At 67.2% G+C, this 20,369-nt stretch carries 15 protein-coding genes; 10 read left to right on the top strand and 5 right to left on the bottom strand.

Annotated elements, in window-relative coordinates; translation table 11 throughout:
- Positions 1-6: 6 nt before the first annotated feature.
- The 3 genes from DB31_RS31665 to DB31_RS51330 are packed head-to-tail and all read right to left on the bottom strand — an operon-like array spanning position 7 to position 2,283.
- Positions 7-1,062, bottom strand: a complete 1,056-nt coding sequence (locus DB31_RS31665) for a prenyltransferase/squalene oxidase repeat-containing protein (protein ID WP_044194459.1) — start codon at positions 1,060-1,062, stop codon at positions 7-9.
- A 3-nt stretch (positions 1,063-1,065) separates the two neighbouring features.
- Positions 1,066-2,133, bottom strand: a complete 1,068-nt coding sequence (locus tag DB31_RS31660; RefSeq protein ID WP_044194456.1) for a hypothetical protein — start codon at positions 2,131-2,133, stop codon at positions 1,066-1,068.
- Positions 2,134-2,157: 24 nt separating this feature from the next.
- Complete coding sequence (locus tag DB31_RS51330; RefSeq protein WP_276203666.1) at positions 2,158-2,283, bottom strand: hypothetical protein; 126 nt, start codon at positions 2,281-2,283, stop codon at positions 2,158-2,160.
- 651 nt (positions 2,284-2,934) lie between these two features.
- On the opposite strand from DB31_RS51330, the gene rnk reads away from it, so the two are divergent.
- Together rnk and DB31_RS31650 are read left to right on the top strand one after the other, a co-directional pair.
- On the top strand, positions 2,935-3,384 hold the full coding sequence (gene rnk / locus DB31_RS31655) for a nucleoside diphosphate kinase regulator (protein WP_044194454.1): 450 nt from the start codon (positions 2,935-2,937) through the stop codon (positions 3,382-3,384).
- 96 nt (positions 3,385-3,480) lie between these two features.
- The gene (locus tag DB31_RS31650) at positions 3,481-4,914 is read left to right on the top strand and encodes a sensor histidine kinase (protein ID WP_052420403.1); all 1,434 of its coding nucleotides are present in this window, start codon (positions 3,481-3,483) and stop codon (positions 4,912-4,914) included.
- Positions 4,915-4,963: 49 nt separating this feature from the next.
- Here the strand turns inward: DB31_RS31650 and DB31_RS31645 are convergent, their stop codons facing one another.
- A complete protein-coding gene (locus tag DB31_RS31645) occupies positions 4,964-5,923 on the bottom strand; it encodes a lipase family protein (protein WP_169787125.1) in 960 nt (319 codons plus the stop codon).
- Positions 5,924-6,180: 257 nt separating this feature from the next.
- Here DB31_RS31645 and DB31_RS31640 point away from each other — a divergent pair, with 257 nt between their 5' ends.
- From DB31_RS31640 to DB31_RS31605, 8 genes are all read left to right on the top strand, one after another.
- Positions 6,181-10,977, top strand: a complete 4,797-nt coding sequence (locus tag DB31_RS31640) for an alpha/beta fold hydrolase (protein WP_169787124.1) — start codon at positions 6,181-6,183, stop codon at positions 10,975-10,977.
- Positions 10,974-13,289 carry a c-type cytochrome gene (locus DB31_RS31635; RefSeq protein ID WP_205628605.1) on the top strand — a complete coding sequence of 772 codons (2,316 nt, stop codon included), beginning with the start codon at positions 10,974-10,976 and terminating at the stop codon, positions 13,287-13,289. Before DB31_RS31640 ends, DB31_RS31635 begins: the two co-directional genes overlap by 4 nt.
- A 99-nt stretch (positions 13,290-13,388) precedes the next feature.
- Positions 13,389-15,110 carry a PEP-utilizing enzyme gene (locus DB31_RS31630; protein WP_083968913.1) on the top strand — a complete coding sequence of 574 codons (1,722 nt, stop codon included), beginning with the start codon at positions 13,389-13,391 and terminating at the stop codon, positions 15,108-15,110.
- Entirely contained in the window at positions 15,110-15,946 is an 837-nt protein-coding gene (locus DB31_RS31625; RefSeq protein ID WP_052420401.1) for a PEP/pyruvate-binding domain-containing protein, read from the top strand. The genes DB31_RS31630 and DB31_RS31625 overlap by 1 nt, the downstream gene beginning before the upstream one ends.
- Positions 15,947-16,038: 92 nt before the next feature.
- Positions 16,039-16,713, top strand: coding sequence for a hypothetical protein (locus DB31_RS31620; RefSeq protein ID WP_044194449.1), 675 nt, complete (start codon positions 16,039-16,041; stop codon positions 16,711-16,713).
- A 139-nt stretch (positions 16,714-16,852) separates the two neighbouring features.
- Positions 16,853-17,800, top strand: coding sequence for a LysR family transcriptional regulator (locus DB31_RS31615; protein WP_044194445.1), 948 nt, complete (start codon positions 16,853-16,855; stop codon positions 17,798-17,800).
- Positions 17,801-17,926: 126 nt separating this feature from the next.
- A complete protein-coding gene (gene trxA, locus DB31_RS31610; RefSeq protein ID WP_044194443.1) occupies positions 17,927-18,253 on the top strand; it encodes a thioredoxin in 327 nt (108 codons plus the stop codon).
- Positions 18,254-18,387: 134 nt separating this feature from the next.
- Complete coding sequence (locus tag DB31_RS31605) at positions 18,388-19,416, top strand: methyltransferase (RefSeq protein ID WP_044194440.1); 1,029 nt, start codon at positions 18,388-18,390, stop codon at positions 19,414-19,416.
- 29 nt (positions 19,417-19,445) lie between these two features.
- Here the strand turns inward: DB31_RS31605 and DB31_RS45380 are convergent, their stop codons facing one another.
- A complete protein-coding gene (locus DB31_RS45380; RefSeq protein WP_052420400.1) occupies positions 19,446-20,360 on the bottom strand; it encodes a calcium-binding protein in 915 nt (304 codons plus the stop codon).
- Positions 20,361-20,369 lie beyond the last annotated feature (9 nt).

The following is a 20,369-nucleotide window of genomic DNA, read 5'->3' as shown; positions in this document are numbered from 1 at the left end:
TCCAGCTCATCCCTGGAGCACGCGCACCTCGTTCAGGGCGCGAAGCACGGTCCCTGTCGTGTACACGGCGTAATGATCCAGGGAGTAGTTGGTGAAGGTGTGGCGCAAGATGTCTTCGGCCGAGGCGACTCCGGGAGGCAGCCCCTTCCAGAGCGTCCAAGGAGCCTTCGACTCCGGCGTCACCACGTCCGGACGTGGCACTCGCAACCGGGCAGAAGGAGACCAGTCGCCCTGAGGCTTCTGCCAGGCGCAGAGCTGGGACACGCCCCGGGCGAGGGCCTCCTGCCGCTGCGGTGAGGGCTTGGCGCGAGTCAGCACCCGCAGCGCCAGCGCCAGCGCGAACGACGGAGGCCGCGTGTCTACGGACTCCAGGTGGCGAGCCACACGCCCCAGCGCCCACTGCGCGGCCCGCTCGATCCGGGAGAGTCTCTCGGACGCAGGCACTAAGGCCTCATGGGCTGCCGCCAAGGCCGCCACGGCCTCGGCGGTGGCGTACTCCTCGTCGAACCACCAATAGGCGGGCCAGGCCCCGTGCTCATCCTGAGTCCGCAGCAGGTACGCACACAGCCGCTCGCGGTAGGCGGGGAGGTTGGCGCCTGCGGCGCTCACGCACACATGGGAACCCGTCCACCCTTGGAAGGAGACCTCCGGCGGCAACCCGATGTAATCCCGCACGGACTCGGCCGACGCATAGGTCGCCATGCCGCCGTCCTCGCGCAGGTGGCGCTCCAGGAAGTCCCTCGCAGCCTTCGCTCGAGCAGCGTCTCCGAACCCCAGCGCCCCCGCCAGCCTCAGTCCCCAGAGCGTGCTGTCGGCATCTCCTGGGACCCGGGTGTTGTAGCTCCAACCTCCCCCCGGCACTCCCACGTCCTCGAGGTACCGCCAGGCGGCCTCTGCGGCCCGCCGCGCCTCGGGCTCGGCCAGGCCGGCCAGCACCTCCCCTACGAAGCCGCTGACCCAGACGTCGCTCTGGGTGGCCGGGAGCATGAAGTCCTTCCACGCTCCTCGTGCGTCCTGCGCCTTCAACAGGAAGTCCAGCGCCGCGGCAATGGCTGCATCCATGGCTCAAGCCACTCCATTCCCAGCCTTCAGGGGCCGGTCGGCAATACCGAAGTAGGCCTTCGCCAGGGCAGGGGCGCCCGTTCGCAGAACGATCTTCAGGTGGCTCAGCCCCCGCAGCAGCACCAGCCCTCCATCCTTCGAGTCCGCCGGGTATCGCTGATGGCCGACCCAGCCCAGCAAGGCGTCGCGCTTGGAGGGCGTACACAGGCCCATGTTCACCAATTGCTCGAACTGGTGATGCCAGCGAGGCTCCAGGTGAGGCTGGCGAGCCCAAGGGCCCGCGACGAAGCCCGGCTCGATCCCGATCTGGGGATAGAGCTGTTCTCCCACGTCCAGATGCAGCCCCATGAAGTCGGCGTGCGGCGCGAGCACCTCCAAGGTCCGGCGGACCTCATCCATCGGGCCCTTCCATCCCACCCTCTCGAGGTAGGCAGGCGCCTCGTCTGGGTGAATATCAAACACACACAGCCGCACGGCCTGGATGTGGCGGGCGATCATCAGCCCGACCTGGAAGTCGTCCGTCCCGGGCGGACACAGTTCGAAGCAGCGAAGCAGGTTGCTCTGAAGCGCCTGTGAAATCGGCATGCCCAGCAGCATGGGAATGATGGACTGCACCAGCCAGGGCAGGGAGCGCCGGATCTCCTTCTTGCCGGGCCAATATCCGAAGAGGAGATTGGGCCTGAGCTCGTCGGAAGCCGTGTCGAACTCCAGCCAGGTTGCCCCCGCGTCCACATAGGCGGGCTCCCGGGTATCTCCCCACTCTTGATAGAAGCGCTGAACGCGCTGCCAGCTCTCCGTCCGCAACTCCTCTGGCAGCGCCACCTCATGGCGCCCGGCCAGGTAGCGAGCTCCATCCGCTGTCAGATTGAGGGCACAGTCCGTCTGCGAGTCGCTCTCCACCAGACGGCACTCGAAGCCGAGAAAATCTGCTGCGGACCGAGGCAGCAGTCGCGCGGCTCTCTGGATGCGAGAGAAGCTCACCGGCGACATGAGCAATGGAGGGAGCAGCGGCTCCACCCATTTCAACGATGTGTTGAGATTGAGTTCCATGTCGTCGGTGAGGGACTTCATTGAGGTTTCAGAGCAGGGCCACCACTACTTGCCGCAGTTGGCGCCCCAGGTGCAGGAGCCCTCGGCCATCTGCAGCAGTTGCTCGTCGGTCAATTCCTCATCGGTTGGCTGGGTGTCCTGCTCCGTCTGCGGCTCATGGGTGTTATCCATTGGGTGTTTCCTCCTATTGATTGGCAATACTGCAACACGTACTGCGGTACTGCGCCGACAGTGCCCTGCAAGGACTCAGGCAATGAGGAGCCCTGGGGCGGCTCGTGGCAACAAGCCAGCCCTTGAATCACAAGCGTTGGCCGAAGCGTTATTCAGCCAGGCACAAACTCTCTTTTCGAGCTACTCGGCAACATGGCGAAACCTAAATCCGCTCCGCATCTCCCCCCATGATCCCCCAGTCTCAAGGCAGTGTCTGTGCGCTGACATGTTTGCAACACTGACGAGGCGTGTTGGCGAGCGCTCGCCCACGGGACTCGGCTTGAGGGACACGACAGGGCGTGCCCCCTGGGGCACCGGCATCGGTAGGTTGCAGAAGAACGTGAGGACGCATACCCTTAGGGCGGTACCTGGAGGCGTCTTGTCCCGATTCACCTTTTCCCTGAGCGCATCGATGCCGACGCACGGCACTCAGGGAAGGTGCGTCCGCAAGACGCCTTGCCCTGGGTTCTGCGCCTCGACGGTCACGGGTTAATCCCACCGTCGACGGCGCACCCCGCCTTCGTTGCTCGCAAGCTCACCCCGCCTCATCCGTCCCCTCTCTGCTGAAGAGCCTCTGGCCGCCGTGGTGCGCCCGGGGCTCCGAGGTTCATCATGAATTCACCCGCGAAGATCGATGCCCGCTTCACCTCCACCTCTCCGGCCTTGCGAATCACCGCCGAGGACATGGCGAAGCTGCGAACCGTTGTCGAGCGGTACCTCGAGGGCTCTCGGGCCTCCGCGGCCGAGCAATTGGAGCTGGAACTGGACCGCGCGGTCGTGGTGTCCCAGCGCGAGATTCCGCCCGATGTCGTCACCATGCGGTCGCGCATCCTCTTCGAGGACGTGGAGACAGGCCGCCGTCGTGAGGCGACGCTTGTCTACCCGGAGGAAGCGGACATGGAGCAGTCGAGGGTCTCGATCCTGGCGCCGGTCGGGCTGGCGCTGCTGGGCCTCCGAGTGGATGACACCATTGAATGGCCCTTGCCCCAGGCCCGCCGTGCCAGGCTCCGCATCATGGAGGTGCTCTACCAGCCCGAGGCGGCGGGCGACTTCCATCTGTGAGATACTGAGCGGCCCGCGATACCGGCCCAGCGGGGCAGGGCTCGGCCCATCGGCATGGAGGTTGACTTGGAAGGGCGTGAGACACATGGAACTGACATGTCTCCTCCACTGCCCCCTGGCAATGCCGTGTCTGGGAAGATGCTCTCCCTCGCGTTTGCTGCCGTCGTGGGAAGCTTCCTCGTGACGAACCTCATCGTTCAGCGTTCGTCCGCGGCAGTCGGTGAGCTCTCCGAGGGCATCATCTACAACTCGGCTCCCAGCATCGAGCGCCTGGCATCCGTCCGCAGGTCCGTTCTGGAGGTGGAACTGCTCCTCACGCGCTTCATCCACGAGCCCATGCTCCGGCCGGAGCTGGGAGGCTCCCTGGAAACGGCGCTGGCCCAGGTGGAACAGGGGATGCGCGAGTACTTGATTCTGCCTTCCTTCCCCGGTGAGCAGTCCGTGAGAATCGGGGCCGAGGCGTCCTGGCTGCGCTTCGACCACGCCGTCCGGGACGCACGCGCGGCCGTGGAAGCGGAAGGAGATGCCAAGGCGAGCGCGCTGTTCAAAGGCGAGGTGGAGCCCCTGGGCCGGCAGACCCTCGAGGCGATCACAAGTGCCATCGAATACAACGCCGTCCGCGGCCGGGAGATGGCGGAGAGAATCCATGAGACCCGCCGCCACACCATGTGGCTCGCCAATGGACTCAATGCGTTCTGCGGCATCCTGGCCGTGGCCGTGGCGTGGTTGCTCTATCGCGTGGCCCGGGCCCGTCGCGTCCTCTTCGACGCGCACACGAAGTCTCTGGAGGCACGTGCCGCGGAGCTGGAGCAGTTCGCGGGCCGCGTGGCCCATGACATCCGCAATCCGCTCTCGGCGGCCCGCCTGGCCGCTGAGATTGTGGTGCGAAAGAGCTCGGATGAAGTGGCTCTCGGGAACATCCAGCGCATCATCCGGAGCCTCTCGCGAGCGGATGCGATCACCGGGGCGCTCCTGGACTTCGCGCGTTCGGGAGCCAGGCCGGATCCGGGGGCTCGCACGGAGCCGCGCGCGGCGGTTGAGGATCTGGTGAGCGGCTTCTCGGCCGAAGCGGAGCAACTCGGCATCGAGCTCCATGCCGAGCCGGTTCCACCCGTTCTCGCAGCCTGCAGCACGGGGGCCTACCTGAGTCTGCTCGGCAACTTGGTCCGCAACGCCATCAAGTACATGGGCGACGCGCCGGTCCGGCGGGTCACCCTTCGCGTCATGGTGGAGGGCGGCATGATTCGAACGGAAGTCCGCGACACGGGACCGGGGATTGCCTCGGAGATCCTACCCTCCTTGTTCGAGCCCTACTTCCGTGGACAGGCCGTGGGGGCCGATGGGCTCGGCCTGGGGCTCGCGACGGTCAAGAAGCTGGCCGAGGGGCATGGCGGCCGGGTCGGCGTCACGTCCGAGCGAGGGAAGGGAAGCACGTTCTGGTTCGAGCTTCCGCGTGCGGGCTCCTCCTGGGAGCGAAGCGAGACGGGGAATAACGCTTCGCTCCCACGGCCGTCAGACGTCCAGCACTGACCTCAGGTGGCCTGCGCTCTGAGAGCCGTCACCGGGGGCGGTTTCAGCCTTACTTATTGACGGTGACCGTCGGCGCCTCGAGCAGCGTCAGGTACGTGTTGACGTCGTGCTGGAAGCCTACCTGCTGGAGGAAGTCATAAGTGTCGTTGGCGATGTGGTTCATGTCGCGCAGCCCCTGCTGGTTGAGCGGCACCTCTTTGGTGACGGGCTGCGTGTAGGCGTTGCCGTTGGTGGAGGCCTGCTTCTTGGTGATCAGATCCTGGACGATGGGGGTCGCCTTCGGCCCGCCCGGGAAGAAGTCGTTCACCTTGGACAGCGTCTGCCAGGCGTTGGGAACCGCATCCAAGAGGTTGTAGACGCGCCACGAGCTCTGGGCGAAGGTCTTGGCGAAGAGCGCCGCGAACTCCTGGGTGCCGGCGGTGGGCGCCGCGAAGGTGTACACCTGGAACGAGACCGGGGTGCTCCAGCTCTTCGCCAGGTTCTGCAGGTAGAGCCCCACGGTGGTCGCCACGCTCCCGCCGAGGCTGTGGCCGGTGATGAAGAACTGCGCGCCCGGGTGGTAGCTGGCCAGCTTCTGCAGCTCCTGCGCGAGCGTCGTCTTGCTCTGGGAGGAGACAGTGCCCGTCACTTCCTGGAAGGCCTCCATCGCGCCCTGAGAGATCCACGCCGGCGCACCGGCCTGCTCAGCGAAGGACACGACCTCTGACACGTCGTCGTCCTCGGCCACGTCGATCTTGATCGCGAAGTCGGTGCCGCGGATGCTGACCGCGAACTGGGTCTTCGACGCGTTCTGCGCGATGTACGACAGGTTCGCGCGATCCGCGCTCAGCCCGACCCAGATGGCCTGCCAGGCGCCGCCCGTGGCAAGCCCCGGCTCGGCGAGGATCTTGTTGATCCACTTCAGCGCCCGCGCCTCCTGGTGCTCGACCGACTCGAAGATCTGCTGGTTCGACGCGGTGCTCGCGAGGGCCGCGAGCGTCATCATGATCTGCTGGTTGCTGTAGGACATGCCGTACTCCTGGCCCGTGTCTGGGCCCATGGGGGTGTGACCTTGCCCTCTGCAAGTTCAGAGCCCATCCATGGATGCAGTGAGATCGGGGCTGTGGAGATGGGGGGATGGAGGCCGACGTGTCAGTCCTCTTTCCCGGCATGTCAATTCCCCCCTCTCTGACATGTCAGAACGAACGTTTTGAGAAGCAAGGGGACATCCTGCCTCGGGATCTCTGTCGTGTGTTCTTGGCCATGGGTTTGCAGTCGAGGCTGTCTATGCCCCAGAACCCAAGAATCGTTCTCTTCAGCGATCTCCACATTGGCATCAACGCTGCGACGAATTGGTACCAGCGTTCGATCCACGAGCCGTATCTGCTCGCAGCCTTCGAGTACATCCAGCGGCAGGCGAGCTCCATTCAGGAGCTGGTGGTGGTGGGCGACCTCGTGGATCAGTGGACCTACGAGCCGTCGCGCAGGCCTCCGTCCTTCGCGGACATCGCTGCGGCCAATCCCCAGGTGTTCGGTGGAGTGGTGAATGGGCAGCGGGTTCCCGGCGCGCTCGGTGCGGCGGTGGAGGCGCTCGAGGGGCGTGTCACCTATGTGGGCGGCAACCACGACATGGCGGTGACCGCGAAGGACCTGACCCTCATTCGCGATTCGAAGGGCCGCTCCCCCCGGTTCGTGAACTCGCTGCTGTATGAGCCGCCCGCGGGCAGGGGGCAGGTGGTCTGCACCCATGGTCACCACTTCTCGCTGCTCAATGCTCCCGATTACATCCAGAACCCTCGCAACGGCCTGCCCTTCGCGCACTTCATCACCCGCATGGCGGCGCTGTGGTCCCTCCAGCAGCTGAGCCACATGCCCCCGGGCTCCACCGCGGCCGCGCTCCCGGGAGGCGGCGATCCCACGGGTTGGCCCCTGGCCAAAGACGCACTGAAGGAGCTCCTCAAGGATCTGGAGCACGGGCGGAGCTCCCTGTCAGACGTGGTGCTGAGCGCGCTGCTTGATGTCACCGGCCAGTCGCGTGACCTGACGTTCGAGATGCTCGATGGCACGCGGTTGAGCGTCTCCGACGTGGTGAAGACCTACCCGTCCATCCTCAAGAGCTACGAGGAGACGGCGAGCAAGAACAAGAATGTCTATGGCTCCTTCCCCGGGGAGTTCGCGCTGGCCGAGGTGGACGTGCTCAACAACATCACCCACTTCGCCAAGCGGTTGGGAGAGGACCTCAAGTACCCGGTGGTGGTGATGGGGCACACCCACGTGCCCGTCGATGAGGACGAGCACCAGCTCTTCATGGCGGAGAGCCTTTACTCCAACTGCGGGTTCAGCTGTCCGTCCGAGCCCGACATGAAGGCTCACGACAAGCGTCGCTACTGCACCTTCACCGAGGTGGAGATCGACGAGGCCGCGAGCCGCTTCATCATCAGCACCCGGCACGTCACCGACGAAGGGGGCGTCTATCAGGTGGCCCCTCAGCCGCTCACGCCTCCGAAGAGCATTGCCATGCGCAAGGAGCCGCAGCGGCGCGCGCCTCCTGGCAGCGCGATTCCCTCTTCACCCCGTGTCGATGTCCCTGTTGCCCCCGCTGTTGCTTCTCCCGGAGCTGGTCCCATGCGCATGAATCGTCTCGCTTCACCCATTGAGGAAATTCGCCCCCACTACACCGCTGTGGTCATCGGCTCTGGCTACGGTGGCGCCATCCTCGCCTCCCGCCTGTCGCGCGCTGGCCAGAGCGTCTGCGTGCTGGAGCGCGGCCGCGAGCGCCAGCCCGGTGAGTTCCCCAACACCGTATTGGAGGCCACCGAGAACATGCAGCTGAACATGCCCTCGGCTCATGTGGGCTCGCGCACCGGCATGTTCGATTTCCACTGCAACCCGGACATCAACGTGCTGGTGGGCTGCGGGCTGGGGGGCACCTCCCTCATCAACGCCAACGTCTCCATCCGCGCCGAGGCCCGCGTCTTCGACAACCCGCGCTGGCCCCAGGCCCTGCGCGGTGAGAAGAGCAAGGAGCTCGATGCGGGCTACTCGCTCGCGGAGGCGATGCTGAGGCCCCAGCCCTACCCGGATACCCGCCCCAAGCTCCCCAAGCTGGAGGCGATGAAGAAGTCCGCCGAGGCCATGGGGCAGAAGTTCTACCGCACCGCCATCAACGTGACTTTCGAGGATGGGGAGAATGCCGCCGGCGTGTTCCAGAAGGCCTGCAACAACTGCGGTGACTGCTGCTCCGGCTGCAATGTCGGCGCGAAGAACACCGTGTTGATGAACTACCTGCCGGATGCGAAGCGGCACGGCGCGGAGATCTACTGCGAGACCAGCGTGCGCTACGTCGAGCGCAGCTCGGACGGCAAGTGGCTGGTCCACTACCAGGTGCTGGACACCGGCCGGGAGAAGTTCGACGCCCCGCTGCTGACCGTGTCGGCGGACATCGTCGTGCTGGCGGCGGGCGCGCTGGGCTCCTCCGAGATCCTCCTGCGCTCCAAGCAGCAGGGACTGCCCGTCTCGGATCAGGTGGGCAAGGGCTTCAGCGGCAACGGAGACGTGCTGGGCTTCGCCTACAACAACGAGTCCGCCATCCAGGGCATTGGCTTCGGGACCCGGTCCGAGCACGAGGCGGGGGAGGTGGGGCCCACCATCACCAGCATCATCGACATGCGCAACCAGGAGAAGGTGGAGGACGACCTCATCATGGAGGAGGGCGCCATCCCGGGCGCGCTGGCTCCGGTGCTGCCCGCGATGCTCGCCGCGGCCGCCGACCTCGAGGGCTCTAACACGGCCCCGGGCCTGGTGGTGCAGCAGGAACTGCGCAAGGTCGATAGCGAGATCCTCGGCGCCTACCACGGCGCGGTTCGGAACACGCAGACCTATCTGGTGATGGGCCACGACGGCAGCGACGGCGCCATGAAGCTGGAGGGGGACCGGCTGCGCATCGAGTGGGCGGGCGTGGGCAAGCGGCCCATCTTCGAGACAGTGGACAAGCGCTTGATGGGAGCCACCCAGGCGCTCCAGGGCATCTACACCCGGGATCCCGTCTGGGAGAAGCTGCTCGGCAAGAGCCTCATCACCGTGCACCCGCTGGGTGGCTGCAACATGGCGGACAGCGCCGAGCAGGGCGTGGTCAACCACGAGAACAAGGTCTTCGCCTCCAACGCCGGCGAGGCGACGTACGACGGGCTGTACGTGTGTGATGGCTCCGTCGTCCCCACATCGCTGGGCGTCAACCCGCTGCTCACCATCTCCGCGATCTCCGAGCGCTGCGCCATGCGGCTCGCGGCGGAGCGCGGCTGGACGATCGACTACTCGAAGAAGGGGCCCATGCCCCTGCTGGCCAACAACCGCAAGCCGGGCATCCGCTTCACCGAGACGATGAAGGGCTTCTTCGCCCCGTCCACGGACACGGACTACGTGGCGGCGGCCGCGCGCGGCGAGAAGGAGGGCTCGTCCTTCGAGTTCATCCTCACCATCGTCTCCGAGGACGTCGATGCGATGATGAAGCAGCCGGACCACTCCGCCCGGATGGTGGGCACGGTGCGCGCGCCCGCGCTCTCCGACAAGCCGCTCACCGCCAACCAGGGGGTGTTCAACCTCTTCGTCCAGGATCCCAACGAGGCCGATACCCGGCGGATGAAGTACCGGATGCTGCTGACGGCGGATGATGGCCGCACCTTCTTCTTCACCGGCTTCAAGGTCGTCACGGAGCGGTCCATCACGAACATGTGGCACGACACCACCACCCTCTACATCACCGTGTACGAGGGCAAGGATGAGTCGGGCAAGGTGCTGGGCCGGGGCGTGCTGAAGATCGCTCCGGAAGACTTCATGCACCAGCTCACCACGATGGATGTCTTCAACGCGAAGGACGCGGCGGAGCGCCTGAAGCTGTCGCTGGAGTTCGGCAAGTACTTCGCGGGCGTCCTGTTCGAATACTACGGAGGCATCCTCTCGCCGCTGCAGTTCGTCGACACGAACGCGCCCCCGCGCAAGCGGCGACCGCTGCGTGCGCCAGCGCCCCACCTGTATGGCTTCAAGACCCCCGACGGGGTGGACCTGGTGCTCACGCGCTACCAGGCCGGCGGCAAGGGCCCCGTGATGCTGGCGCACGGCCTGGGCGTGTCCAGCCGCATCTTCTCCACGGACACCATCAACACCAACCTGCTCGAGTACCTCTGCGCCCACGGCTACGACGTGTGGCTGCTGGACTACCGCGCCAGCACGCTGCTGCCCGCCTCGAAGGCCCAGTACACGGCGGATCAGATCGCCACCCAGGACTGGCCGACGGCGGTGGCCAAGGTGCGCGAGGTGACCGGGGCCACGGACATCCAGGTGATCGCGCACTGCTACGGCTCCACCACCTTCACCATGGCCATGCTGGCGGGCCTCCAGGGGGTGCGCTCCGCGGTCTGCTCGCAGATCTCCACCCACGTGGAGACGCCCACGATGGTGTCGATCAAGTCCGGGCTGCACCTGCCGCAGCTCCTGGACTTCGTGGGGGTCAAGTCCCTCACCACCGAGGCCGAGAAGGGCGAGGGCCTCTTCTCGCGGCTCTACGACCGGGCGCTCGCCGCCTACCCGGTGGGGAAGAGCGAGCACTGCGACAGCGCGGTGTGCCACCGCATCAGCTTCATCTACTCGCTGCTCTACCAGCACGAGCAGCTCAACCTGCTGACGCACGACTCGCTGCACGAGCTCTTCGGTGAGGCGACCATCACGGCGCTCGAGGGACTGGCGACCATGGTGAACAAGGGCCATGTGGTGGACGCGCACGGCGAAAACGTCTACCTGCCGCACCTGGAGCGCATGGCCATCCCCATCCGCTTCATCCATGGCGAACGCAACCAGTGCTTCCTGCCGAAGAGCACGGAGAAGACGCTCCAGGTGCTCAGCGAGCGGAACGGCGCGGCGCTCTACTCCCGCGTCGTCATCCCGGACTACGGCCACATCGACTGCATCTTCGGCAAGAACGCGGCCCAGGACGTCTACGGCCGCATCCTCGAGCACCTGGAGCAGACCCAGGCCGCCGAGAAGAAGGATCAGGCGCAGGTCCCGGCCGGGAAGGAGAGTGCAGCGTGAACCGCTGGCTGAGAGTGTATGCGTGGGTGGCCGTGGTGGGCGCGGTGGGGCAGGTGGGGTTCGCGGCCGCGGCCATCTTCCAGCCGGATGTCTTCGGCACGATGATGGCGACAGGGCGGGTGGTGTTCTCCAGCGTCTGGCTGGGGAACATGGGCATGCTGCTCATTCCCCTGAGCCTCTTCATGCTCGCCACCGCCAGGGATCCGGTGAAGTTCGCGCCCGTGGCCTGGCTGGTAGTGCTGGAGAAGGTGCTGGCCTCCGCTTACTGGCTCCGGCTGGTGCTGGATCCGGCCTACGGCAAGGACTTCCTCCCGCTGCTGGTGGTGGATGGAGCGCTGGCGGTGCTGCCGCTGGTGCTCTTGCAGCTGGGCTTGCCGCCGGAGCTTCGGCTGAGCCTGGGCAACCTGGGGCGAGCCGCCGGGGCCTTCCGTCCGGTCAAGATGGAGCGGGGAGGGCTCACCTGGTTCCAGCGGGTGGTGTGGCTGGGCTCGGTGTTGAACCTCGGCTTCATCCTGCCCGCGCTGTTCTCCCAGGGCCTCATCGCGAAGGCCATCGGGGCTCAGTATGTGGATTTCTCGGGGATCTGGCTCACCATGGCGGGCATCGTCCTCCTGGGCGTGTCGCTGGTGTATCTGCCCGCCGTGGCGGATCCCCTGCGGCGCCCGGCGGCGGCCTGGATCGTGGTCAGCTCCCGGGTCATCGCCGCGATCTTCTGGTTCAGCATCATGCGCCAGCCGGATCGCCAGGTGTTCACCTCGTTCTTCATCTCGGATGGCTTGTTCGCCCTGGTGCAGCTGGTGCTCCTCCAGACGGGCATGCCCCCCGAGCTGCGGATCAGCGGCGCCAACCTCAAGGCCTTGCTCGCCGAAGCGTGGGATGTGTTGGTGCTGAAGGGCCGGCCGCTGCCGGAGCGGGTGGCCGCGGCGCTGGTGGCGGTGCTGCTGGGGCTGTTTGGCTACAACACCTGGTACTACCTGATGCGGGCCGAGCCCGAGGCGAGCTACGCCACGGACGAGGAACACTACAAGTACGGCGCCATTGGCTTGAGCATGAGCTCACGCGTTCCCTACTGGTTGTGGAAGGTGATGCCCGTGCTCTGCAAGGACAAGCTCCCTCTCCCGGAGCAGGGCTGGGCCTCCTTCGGCTTCATCCAGGAGCCGAACCAGGATCTGCCTGTCGGGTTCGCCCGGCGGGAACTGGGCTACCCGAGCGTGGAGCCCAACTGCGCGCTCTGCCACAGCGGCTCGTACCGGGCCTCGGCCAGCAGCCCGAATGGGGTGCTCCCGGCCGCTCCCGCCCATGAGCTGGACCTGGAGGGGTTCCAGCGCTTCCTCTACGACTGTGCCGCCGATCCCCGCTTCACCGCGTCCAACGTGCTGGCGGCGATTGAGAAGCAGAACCCGATGGGGACCATCGAGTCCCTGTACTACCGCTTCGCCATCATTCCGATGACGCAGTCGGGTCTGCTTCGCCAGCGGGGCGAGTACGCGTGGCAGAAGAACCGTCCCAAGCAGGGGCGCGGCCGCACCGACACCTTCAACCCCACCAAGATCGACGTCTTCTTCATGGGGGATGACGGCAGCCTTGGCACCACGGATCTCCCGCAGGTGTGGAACCAGAAGCCGAGAGAGAAGCTCTGGCTGCACTGGGATGGAAACAACGGCAACATCCACGAGCGCAACTTCGCGGCGGCCATGGCCATTGGCGCCACGCCTGAGTCGGTGCTGCTGCCCAGCTTCAACCGGGTGACGCAGTACCTGTTGAACCTGGCGCCTCCCTCCTACCCGTTCCCCATCAACAAGGATGCGGCCCAGCGTGGCCAGGGGCTGTACGAACAGAACTGCGCGAGGTGCCACTCGTTCCAGGGCCAGGATGTGGGCGGAGTGACTCCCGTGGCGGAGGTGGGCACGGACCCGCACAGGCTCCAGTCGTTCACCCAGAGCCTCGTGGACAACTTCCACAAGATCGACATGCCGCCCTTCAAGTTCGACTCGTACCGGAAGACGCAGGGCTACAGCAACATGCCCATCGACGGCATCTGGGCCCGTGGCCCGTACCTGCACAACGGCTCGGTGCCCACGCTCTGGGATTTGTTGTTGCCCCCCGAGCAGCGGCCCACGCTCTTCTACCGCGGGTACAACGTCTTCGACCCGGAGCGCGTCGGGTACGTCACTCAGGGGCCAGAGGCTGAGGCTGTGGGCTTCCGCTACGACACGAGCGTGGTGGGTAACGCCAACAGTGGACACCTCTATGGCACCCAGCTGCCGGAGCAGGAGCGCAGGGATCTTCTGGAGTATCTGAAGGTGCTTTGAGCAAGAACGGTGATAACACCGTGTCACGAATTCGTGACGTTTCCGGGTCCACCCCCTTCCTCTTTCGTGAAAAGATCGGAGAGAGGAAGGGGAGTCACCATGCACGCACATCAAGGAAACGAGGCAGGCCAGGGGCAGCGGACGGGGCCGGTGCGAGACCGGGAAGGGCGGGTGCTTAAGGGGACCTGGATTCTGGACAACCACTTCCCTCGGCCCATGCCTCCGCTGAGCCGGGACGCGTTCGTGCAGGAGTTCCCCCGGGGCTTCAGGGAGACGTGCACGAAGTATGGCTCGCCGATGGAGACCATGGACCTGTGCGTGGTGGACGGCTTCGTCTACATGCAGGTCAGGCCCGTGGGAGCACCGGCAGAGCCTCCTCCGTTTGATCCGCCCCAGTCCGTGATGAAGCTGATGTTCTACCTGCACCCGGCCCTCGTGCAGCGGCGCCGCATCGCGAGCACGGTCTTCCAGGCGCGCCCGTGGCGGGAGGACTTCCACCACTGGAACACGCAGTTGAAGCCCGAGCTGATCGGCATCCACCGGGCGCTGCTGCGAGTGAAGCTCGACGAGCTGTCGGACTCGGCGCTCTTCGCTCATGTGGCGGCATGCAACGCCCAGCTGCGCCGGTCGATGTATCACCATGGCCGCCTGACGCAGACGGCGCTCACCTCGCTGGGGGACTTCATCGTGCATGCCCAGGAGTGGACCGGCCTGGATGATGCGCGGCTGCAGCGGCTGCTGAGCGGTGCGTCTCCCGTGTCCGCCAACCGCGTGCCCCAGCTGCAGGTGCTGGTGGAGGCGCTCAAGGCCTCGCCGGGGGCGCAGGCGCTCCTGGGCCAGCAGGAGCCGCCTCGGGACGTGCTCGACGCGCTGATGGCGCATCCTGATGTGGGGCGCGAGGCCCGCGAGTACCTGGACTTCGTGGGCTACCGGCTGCTCGGCGGCTACGACATCGGCTCGCCGGTGGGCTTCGAGCAGCCCCAGCTGCTGCTGGTGGGCATCCGTGCGGCGCTCGAGTCCTCCGCGCGGCCAGAGCCGGGCGCGCAGGACGGGCTGGCGGAGGTGCGTGATCGCGTCCCCGCTCAGCACCGTCCCCTGTTCGACACGCTCCTGGCCGAGGCGCGGGAGCTCTACCGCCTGAGGGATGAGCGCGTCCTCTATGGAGACTCGTGGAGCTCCGGGGTGCTTCGCCGGGCGGTGCTGCATGCCGGGGCGCGGCTGGTGCAGCGAGGGCTCTTGGAGGAGCCCCACCAGTTCCTGGAGGCGGAGCTGGACGAGATGCGTGCGCTCCTCTTGGGGGAGGGCGGGCCGTCGGCGGAGGAGCTGGCGGCTCGGGCGCGCAACCGACAGCGCCTGAGCCGGGAGGTGCCCGAGATGTATGGCCCAGCTCCCAAGCCACCCCCTCCGCTGTCGGTGATTCCCAAGGAGCTGCAGCGGATGGTGGCCATCAACATGGTCTGGGCACGCGCCTACGCGGACTCCCAGGCCGCCTCGGATCGCCAGGTGGTGCGCGGCATCGGCGTGAGCAGCGGGCGCTACACGGGAACGGCGCGGCGGGTGGACGGGCCCGCAGAGCTCGACCGTGTCCGCCCCGGGGACGTGCTGGTGACGTACTCGACGTCCTCGGCCTACAACGTGGCCCTCTCGATGGTGGGAGGCCTCGTGACGGATTCGGGAGGCTCGCTGTCGCACGCCGCCATCATCGCGCGGGAGTTTGGCATCCCCGGAGTGGTCGGCACGCGGGAGGCCACTGTCCGCATCAAGGATGGCATGCAGGTGATGGTGGATGGGGAGGCGGGGGAGGTTCGGGTGCTGGAGTGATGGACGCGCAGAACGTGGTGGCACTCGAGGACGCCGTGGAGGCGGGCCACTTTGGCGGCAAGGCGGCGGGGCTCGCGCGGGCTGTGCGCGCGGGGCTGCCGGTGCCTCCGGGCCTGGCGATCGGCTGGGAGCTGGCGGCGAGGGTGGAGGGCAAGTCCCCCGAGGCCGTGGAGCGGCTGCGCCAGCAGGCCTCGGGCCTGCGCTTCCCGGTGGCGGTGCGCTCTTCGGGTCTGGAGGAGGACAGCCGTGGGAGGAGCTTCGCGGGGCAGCACCTGAGCCAGCTGGGAGTGGGGACGCTGGTGTCCTTGGTGGAGGCGGTGGGCGAGGTGGTGAGGTCCGCCAGTGCATCCACCGTGTACCGGCAGCGGATGGGCGTGTCCGCGAGCCTGCGCATGGGGGTGGTGGTTCAGGAGATGGTGCGCGCGAGCGTCGCGGGCATCCTCTTCACGTGCGATCCAGTGACGGGGCGAGACGAGCGTCTGGTGGAGGCGGCCTGGGGGCTGGGTGAGGTGGTGGTGCAGGGGCAGGTGATACCGGATCGCTTCCGGATGGATCGACAGGGCCGGCTGCTCGAGCGCGTGGCGGGGGAGAAGCCCGTGGAGATTCAGCTCGGGGAGGACGGCGGCACGCGGCAGGTGGAGGTGGAGCCCGCCCGCCGGACGGGGCTCTGCCTCACGGAGGCGCAGTGCGGAGAGCTCCATCGCCTGGCCAGCGCTTGTGAGCAGGCCTATGGCGGGAAGCTCGATATTGAATGGGCGCTGGGGGAGCGCGGGCTCGCGCTGCTCCAGTGCCGCCCGGTGACCCGGGCCGCGCCGCCGCGCAAGTCGATCTTCTGATATGACGAAGTGCTCGCATGGCGCCGCCGAGTACCCCTCCTGTCTATCAGGGGGCCTTGCATCCCCCGTGGGCTGCAGGCCCTACGAAGAAGATGCCTGCCGGCGGTTCGGTCAAGCTGCGCGCGCTGCGGACCTTCGTGTTCCTGGGGCTGTTCCTGGGAGGCTTCTTCGCGGCCGCTGGCCTGATGCTGGTGGGGGAGGAGGGGCTGTTGGTGGGCCTCATGGTCATGGGCCTGTTCCTCCTGCTGGGAGGCACGGTGTCGTTCACGCTCCAGCAGGCACCGTGTCCGTACTGCCAGGGGATGCTGGGCGGCACCTTTACCTCTGGATTGACGCTGCGGGATGAGAAGCAGCAGTTCGAGTGCCCGCACTGCTTCGAGTGGCTGGTGAGCCACAAGGCGATGGTGCGCGCACTCCAGGACGAGGATGTCGTCTTCGCGATGCTCTACACCTGCCCGGTGTTTTGGAACGGAGGCTGGCCAGCCGAGTGCATCGTCTGTGGAGTCCCCGCGAGCCGCCGGATGGAGGCGAAGACGCTCCAGGCCGGACCGCTCCCGCTGGGGACGGGGGCGGTGGCGGACGCCGCGGGTGCGGTGAAGCGCGTGCCCTACTGCGAGGCCCACGAGGCACAGGTCTTCGTGCACCAAGACGACCACGGCAAGCTGCTGCTGCTGTTCACGGACTATGGGGCGAGGCGCCGCTATCTGGCGGCGAATGCTCGCCGCGTGCCCGTGAAGCTCGCGCGACCCAAGCGAGCCGCGTCATAGCCCTGTGGATGGGTGAGAGGAGCGCGCGACTCACGCAGGCCTGGAGGGATGGGATGCGCTTCACAAGCAGCGGGTGGTGCGGCTCACAGTTCCCCGCAGCACTCGCGCGCCGCATGTGTGGCGCATAGTCTGTCGAGCCGTGCCCCCGAGCCCCCCGTTGCTGGATGACATGCTGCTCTTCGCCGAGGTGGTGACGGCCGGCGGCATCACCTCCGCGGCGGAGCGCCTGGGTCTGCGCAAGTCGACGGTGAGCCGCCGGCTCGCAGCGCTCGAGGATCGGCTGGGAACGCGCCTGCTCGAGCGCAACACGCGCAGGCTGCGGCTTACAGAGGTGGGGCGGCAGTACCACGCCGAGTGCTCCCGCCTGGTTGCCGAGGCCCGGGAGGTGAACCGGGCGGTGAGCGAGTCCCGCGACACGCCCCAGGGCACGCTGCGCCTCGCGACCCTCTCGCTGCTCGGCGAGCTGCTCACGCCACTCATCGCGGAGTTCCTCCTGCGCCAGCCGAGGATGCGCGTGGAGGTCTCCCTCGCCGAGGCCCATGTGGACCTCATCGCCGAGGAGTATGATCTCGCGCTGAGGACCGGACCGCTGGCGGACTCCACGCTGATGGCTCGCCGGCTTGGGCTCGTGCGAACGGGCTACTACGCCAGCCCCGCCTACCTCAGCGGCCACGGCCCCCTCCGCTCACCCGAGGAGCTTCCGGGACACGAGTGTGTCCTCCTGGCCGAGCCCGGCACGGACGAGGTGTGGTTCTTCGGAGAAGGGAAGGGCGCTCGGACGGTGCCCGTGAGCGGCCGGTTGCGCGTGCCCAGTGTCCGAGCCGGTCAGGCGGCGGCGCGAGCGGGGCTGGGCGTGGTGCGGCTGCCAGCGGCCCTCGTCACGGAGGACGTGCGCGCGGGCCTGCTCGTGCCCGTCCTGGAGGCCGAGACACCGCCAGGGCTTCCCGTCTTCGCCGTCTACCCGAGCCGCTGCCAGCTGCCGCCCAAGGTGCGCGCCTTCTTGAGCTTGCTCTCGGAGCGCAGCGCCGCGGTTCCTTGGGAGGGAGATGTCTCCTCTGCTTCACGTCCCGCGCGCTCGCGCGGCTGAGCCTGGGGGCCGAAGCGGAACAGTGCGTTTCCCGGCGGGCTCTCGTCCGCGAAGCCTCCCGTTAATACATCTCTCGCGAACCCAGGCGCGGTCCACACGGCCGTTGCTGCTCGAGGAGGACATGCCATGGCAGGGGACGTTGTGATGCTCGGGGACGCGGAGTTCCAGCGCGAGGTGCTCGAGGCGAATGAGCCGGTGTTGGTGGACTTCACGGCGACGTGGTGCCCGCCGTGCCGCATCCTCGCTCCGGTCCTCGATGCGCTGGCCACGGAGTACAAGGGGCGCATGAAGTTCGCGAAGCTCAACGTGGATGATCATCAGCAGACGGCCCAGGAGTACGGCATCCGGGCAACGCCCACGCTGCTCGTGTTCAAGGGAGGCCGGGTGGTGAAGCAGATCGTCGGAGCCGTGCCTCGCGCGAAGCTGGAGGAGGCGCTCCGACCGCTCGTCTGAGCGGCCCGGGCTGGGACGGGGGTACCTGGAGACCCCAGGTGCGTTGACGTGGGGACTGTTTCTTCGTGGACTATCTTGAAGTTGCTCCCGCCGCCGCTTCGCGCCGGTTGCGGCCCTTGGTTACATCGCAGGGCATGAGCGCCTCCGTCCCGCATGCTGTGTCCCCCCAAGAGCAACTCGCTGAGCGTATCCGAGGATTCTGGATCTCCCAGGTCATTCATGCCGTCGCCCGCCTGGGTGTGGCGGACCGGCTCGCGAGCGGTCCCCGCCCAAGTGATGAAGTGGCGTCCGAAGTCGGCGCCCACCCGGAGGGACTGTACCGCCTGCTGCGCGGAGCGATCTCCGCGGGCCTCGTGCAGGAGGTCTCCCCGCGCACGTTCTCGCTGACGCCCATGGGGCAGCTCCTCCGCTCGGACGTGCCGGGCTCCATGCGCGACATGGCCATTGGCATGTGCGATCGCGCGCACTGGCTGCCCTGGGGCCTGCTCCCGGAGGCGATTCGCACCAACCACTCCACCACGAAGGCCGCGCTGGGCATGGACGTCTGGGAGCACTTCTCCCAGCACCCCGAGGAGGGCACGCTCTTCGCCAGGACCATGGGAGCGCTCACTCTCATGGTGGCCAACGAGATTCCGCGCCTGCATGACTTCTCGGGCTACGCCCGCGTGGCGGACGTGGGCGGCAGCCAGGGCGTGCTGCTGGAGGCGGTGCTCCGGGCTTATCCCTCCTGCCGAGGCATCCTCTTCGACTTGCCGAAGGTCATCGATGGCGCCCGCTCCCGTATCGAGTCCGTGGGATTGGCTGGCCGGGTCGAGCTGGTGGGGGGCAGTTTCTTCGAGCCTGTCATCCCTGCGGCGGAGTGCTACCTGGTCAAGCACATCATCCACGACTGGGCCGATGCGCCCGCGACCACCATCCTGCGGCACATCCACCAGGGAGCCCCTGAGGGGGCGAGGCTGATCCTGGTGGAGCGGGTGATGCCAGAGGATGGGCAGCTCTCCACGATGCCGCTCATGGACCTGAACATGCTCGTGATGGCGGATGGCCAGGAGCGCACGGCCCGCGAGTTCCAGGCGCTGCTGGAGGCCACGGGCTGGGAGCTGGAGCGCATCACTCAGGCTCAGGCAGGAATGGTCAGCCTGCTCGAGGCCCGGCGGCGCTGAGCCGCGCGGGCTCTTCCTCGAAGGAAGGCTCAGTCGCTGATGAGGTCGTCGCCCGGGCCGCCATTCGCCACGTCGTGGCCCGGGCCGCCGCTGAGGACGTCATTGCCCCGGCCGCCGTACAGCCGGTCGTGGCCGCTTCCGCCGTCCAGCACGTCGTTGCCGTCGCGGCCCTTCAGCACGTCGTTGCCGCCGTCCCCGTACAGCTCATCGTGCCCCTTGCCGCCATCGAGGCGGTCATGGCCCGTGCCGCCGCTGAGGTAGTCGTTGCCCGTGCCGCCGCTGAGCCGATCGTTGCCTTGGTCTCCGAGGAGCACGTCGTGGCCGCTGCCACCGGAGAGCGTGTCGTTGCCCTGCTCACCGGCCAGAGCGTCATGGCCTCCTCCTCCCATGAGCGTGTCGTTGCCCTTGCCGCCGAGCAGCAGGTCGTTGCCCTTGCCACCATCGAGCGTGTCATGGCCCTTGCCGCCGCTCAGCACGTCGTGGCCGCTGCCGCCCTTGATCCGGTCATTGCCCCGGCCACCCACGAGCGTGTCATCGCCGCTGCCACCCTCGATCTTCAGCCCCATCTTGACGCTCTCGTCCGCGACGATGGTGTCGTTGCCCGCGCCGCCTCGGATGACGGCGTTACGAGCCTGCTGTGCCGTGAGCGTGACCGTCTTACCGTCCGAGGTGATCCGCAGCCCACCATTCTTCGTCTGGTGGATGGTCGCGTTGTTGTCCCCGGAGCCGAGATCCACGATGGTCTTCCCGTGGTGGGTGAGCACCCGAGGCCCTTGGGAGGAGGGCTCGAAGGAGTCGCGTGCGTGGTGAGCACGGGCCTGCGACTGCGGGGGGGCTTGCGGCGCGGAGTTCTGTGCTTTCTGCGGCGAGGCCTGCGCCAGCTTGCCCTGGCTCAGCGGGTTCACCCCGTTCCCCAGCGGACTTCCCTTCTTGATGGTCGACATGTGCGGCTC

Source organism: Hyalangium minutum, from assembly GCF_000737315.1.
In the GTDB taxonomy this organism is placed as follows: Bacteria; Myxococcota; Myxococcia; order Myxococcales; family Myxococcaceae; genus Hyalangium; species Hyalangium minutum.
The sequence above is the reverse complement of the archived record's forward strand: the minus strand, read 5'-3'. Positions and strand labels throughout refer to the sequence as shown.

What these genes read in the sequence shown, in the direction of transcription:
- DB31_RS51330 (WP_276203666.1), bottom strand. Translation starts at nt 2,283, where the DNA reads ATGGATAACACCCATGAGCCGCAGACGGAGCAGGACACCCAGCCAACC.
- DB31_RS31625 (WP_052420401.1), top strand. Translation starts at nt 15,110, where the DNA reads ATGGACGCGCAGAACGTGGTGGCACTCGAGGACGCCGTGGAGGCGGGC.
- DB31_RS31665 (WP_044194459.1), bottom strand. Translation starts at nt 1,062, where the DNA reads ATGGATGCAGCCATTGCCGCGGCGCTGGACTTCCTGTTGAAGGCGCAG.
- DB31_RS31645 (WP_169787125.1), bottom strand. Translation starts at nt 5,923, where the DNA reads ATGTCCTACAGCAACCAGCAGATCATGATGACGCTCGCGGCCCTCGCG.
- DB31_RS31650 (WP_052420403.1), top strand. Translation starts at nt 3,481, where the DNA reads ATGTCTCCTCCACTGCCCCCTGGCAATGCCGTGTCTGGGAAGATGCTC.
- DB31_RS45380 (WP_052420400.1), bottom strand. Translation starts at nt 20,360, where the DNA reads ATGTCGACCATCAAGAAGGGAAGTCCGCTGGGGAACGGGGTGAACCCG.
- DB31_RS31630 (WP_083968913.1), top strand. Translation starts at nt 13,389, where the DNA reads ATGCACGCACATCAAGGAAACGAGGCAGGCCAGGGGCAGCGGACGGGG.
- rnk (WP_044194454.1), top strand. Translation starts at nt 2,935, where the DNA reads ATGAATTCACCCGCGAAGATCGATGCCCGCTTCACCTCCACCTCTCCG.
- DB31_RS31620 (WP_044194449.1), top strand. Translation starts at nt 16,039, where the DNA reads ATGCCTGCCGGCGGTTCGGTCAAGCTGCGCGCGCTGCGGACCTTCGTG.
- trxA (WP_044194443.1), top strand. Translation starts at nt 17,927, where the DNA reads ATGGCAGGGGACGTTGTGATGCTCGGGGACGCGGAGTTCCAGCGCGAG.
- DB31_RS31605 (WP_044194440.1), top strand. Translation starts at nt 18,388, where the DNA reads ATGAGCGCCTCCGTCCCGCATGCTGTGTCCCCCCAAGAGCAACTCGCT.
- DB31_RS31640 (WP_169787124.1), top strand. Translation starts at nt 6,181, where the DNA reads ATGCCCCAGAACCCAAGAATCGTTCTCTTCAGCGATCTCCACATTGGC.
- DB31_RS31660 (WP_044194456.1), bottom strand. Translation starts at nt 2,133, where the DNA reads ATGAAGTCCCTCACCGACGACATGGAACTCAATCTCAACACATCGTTG.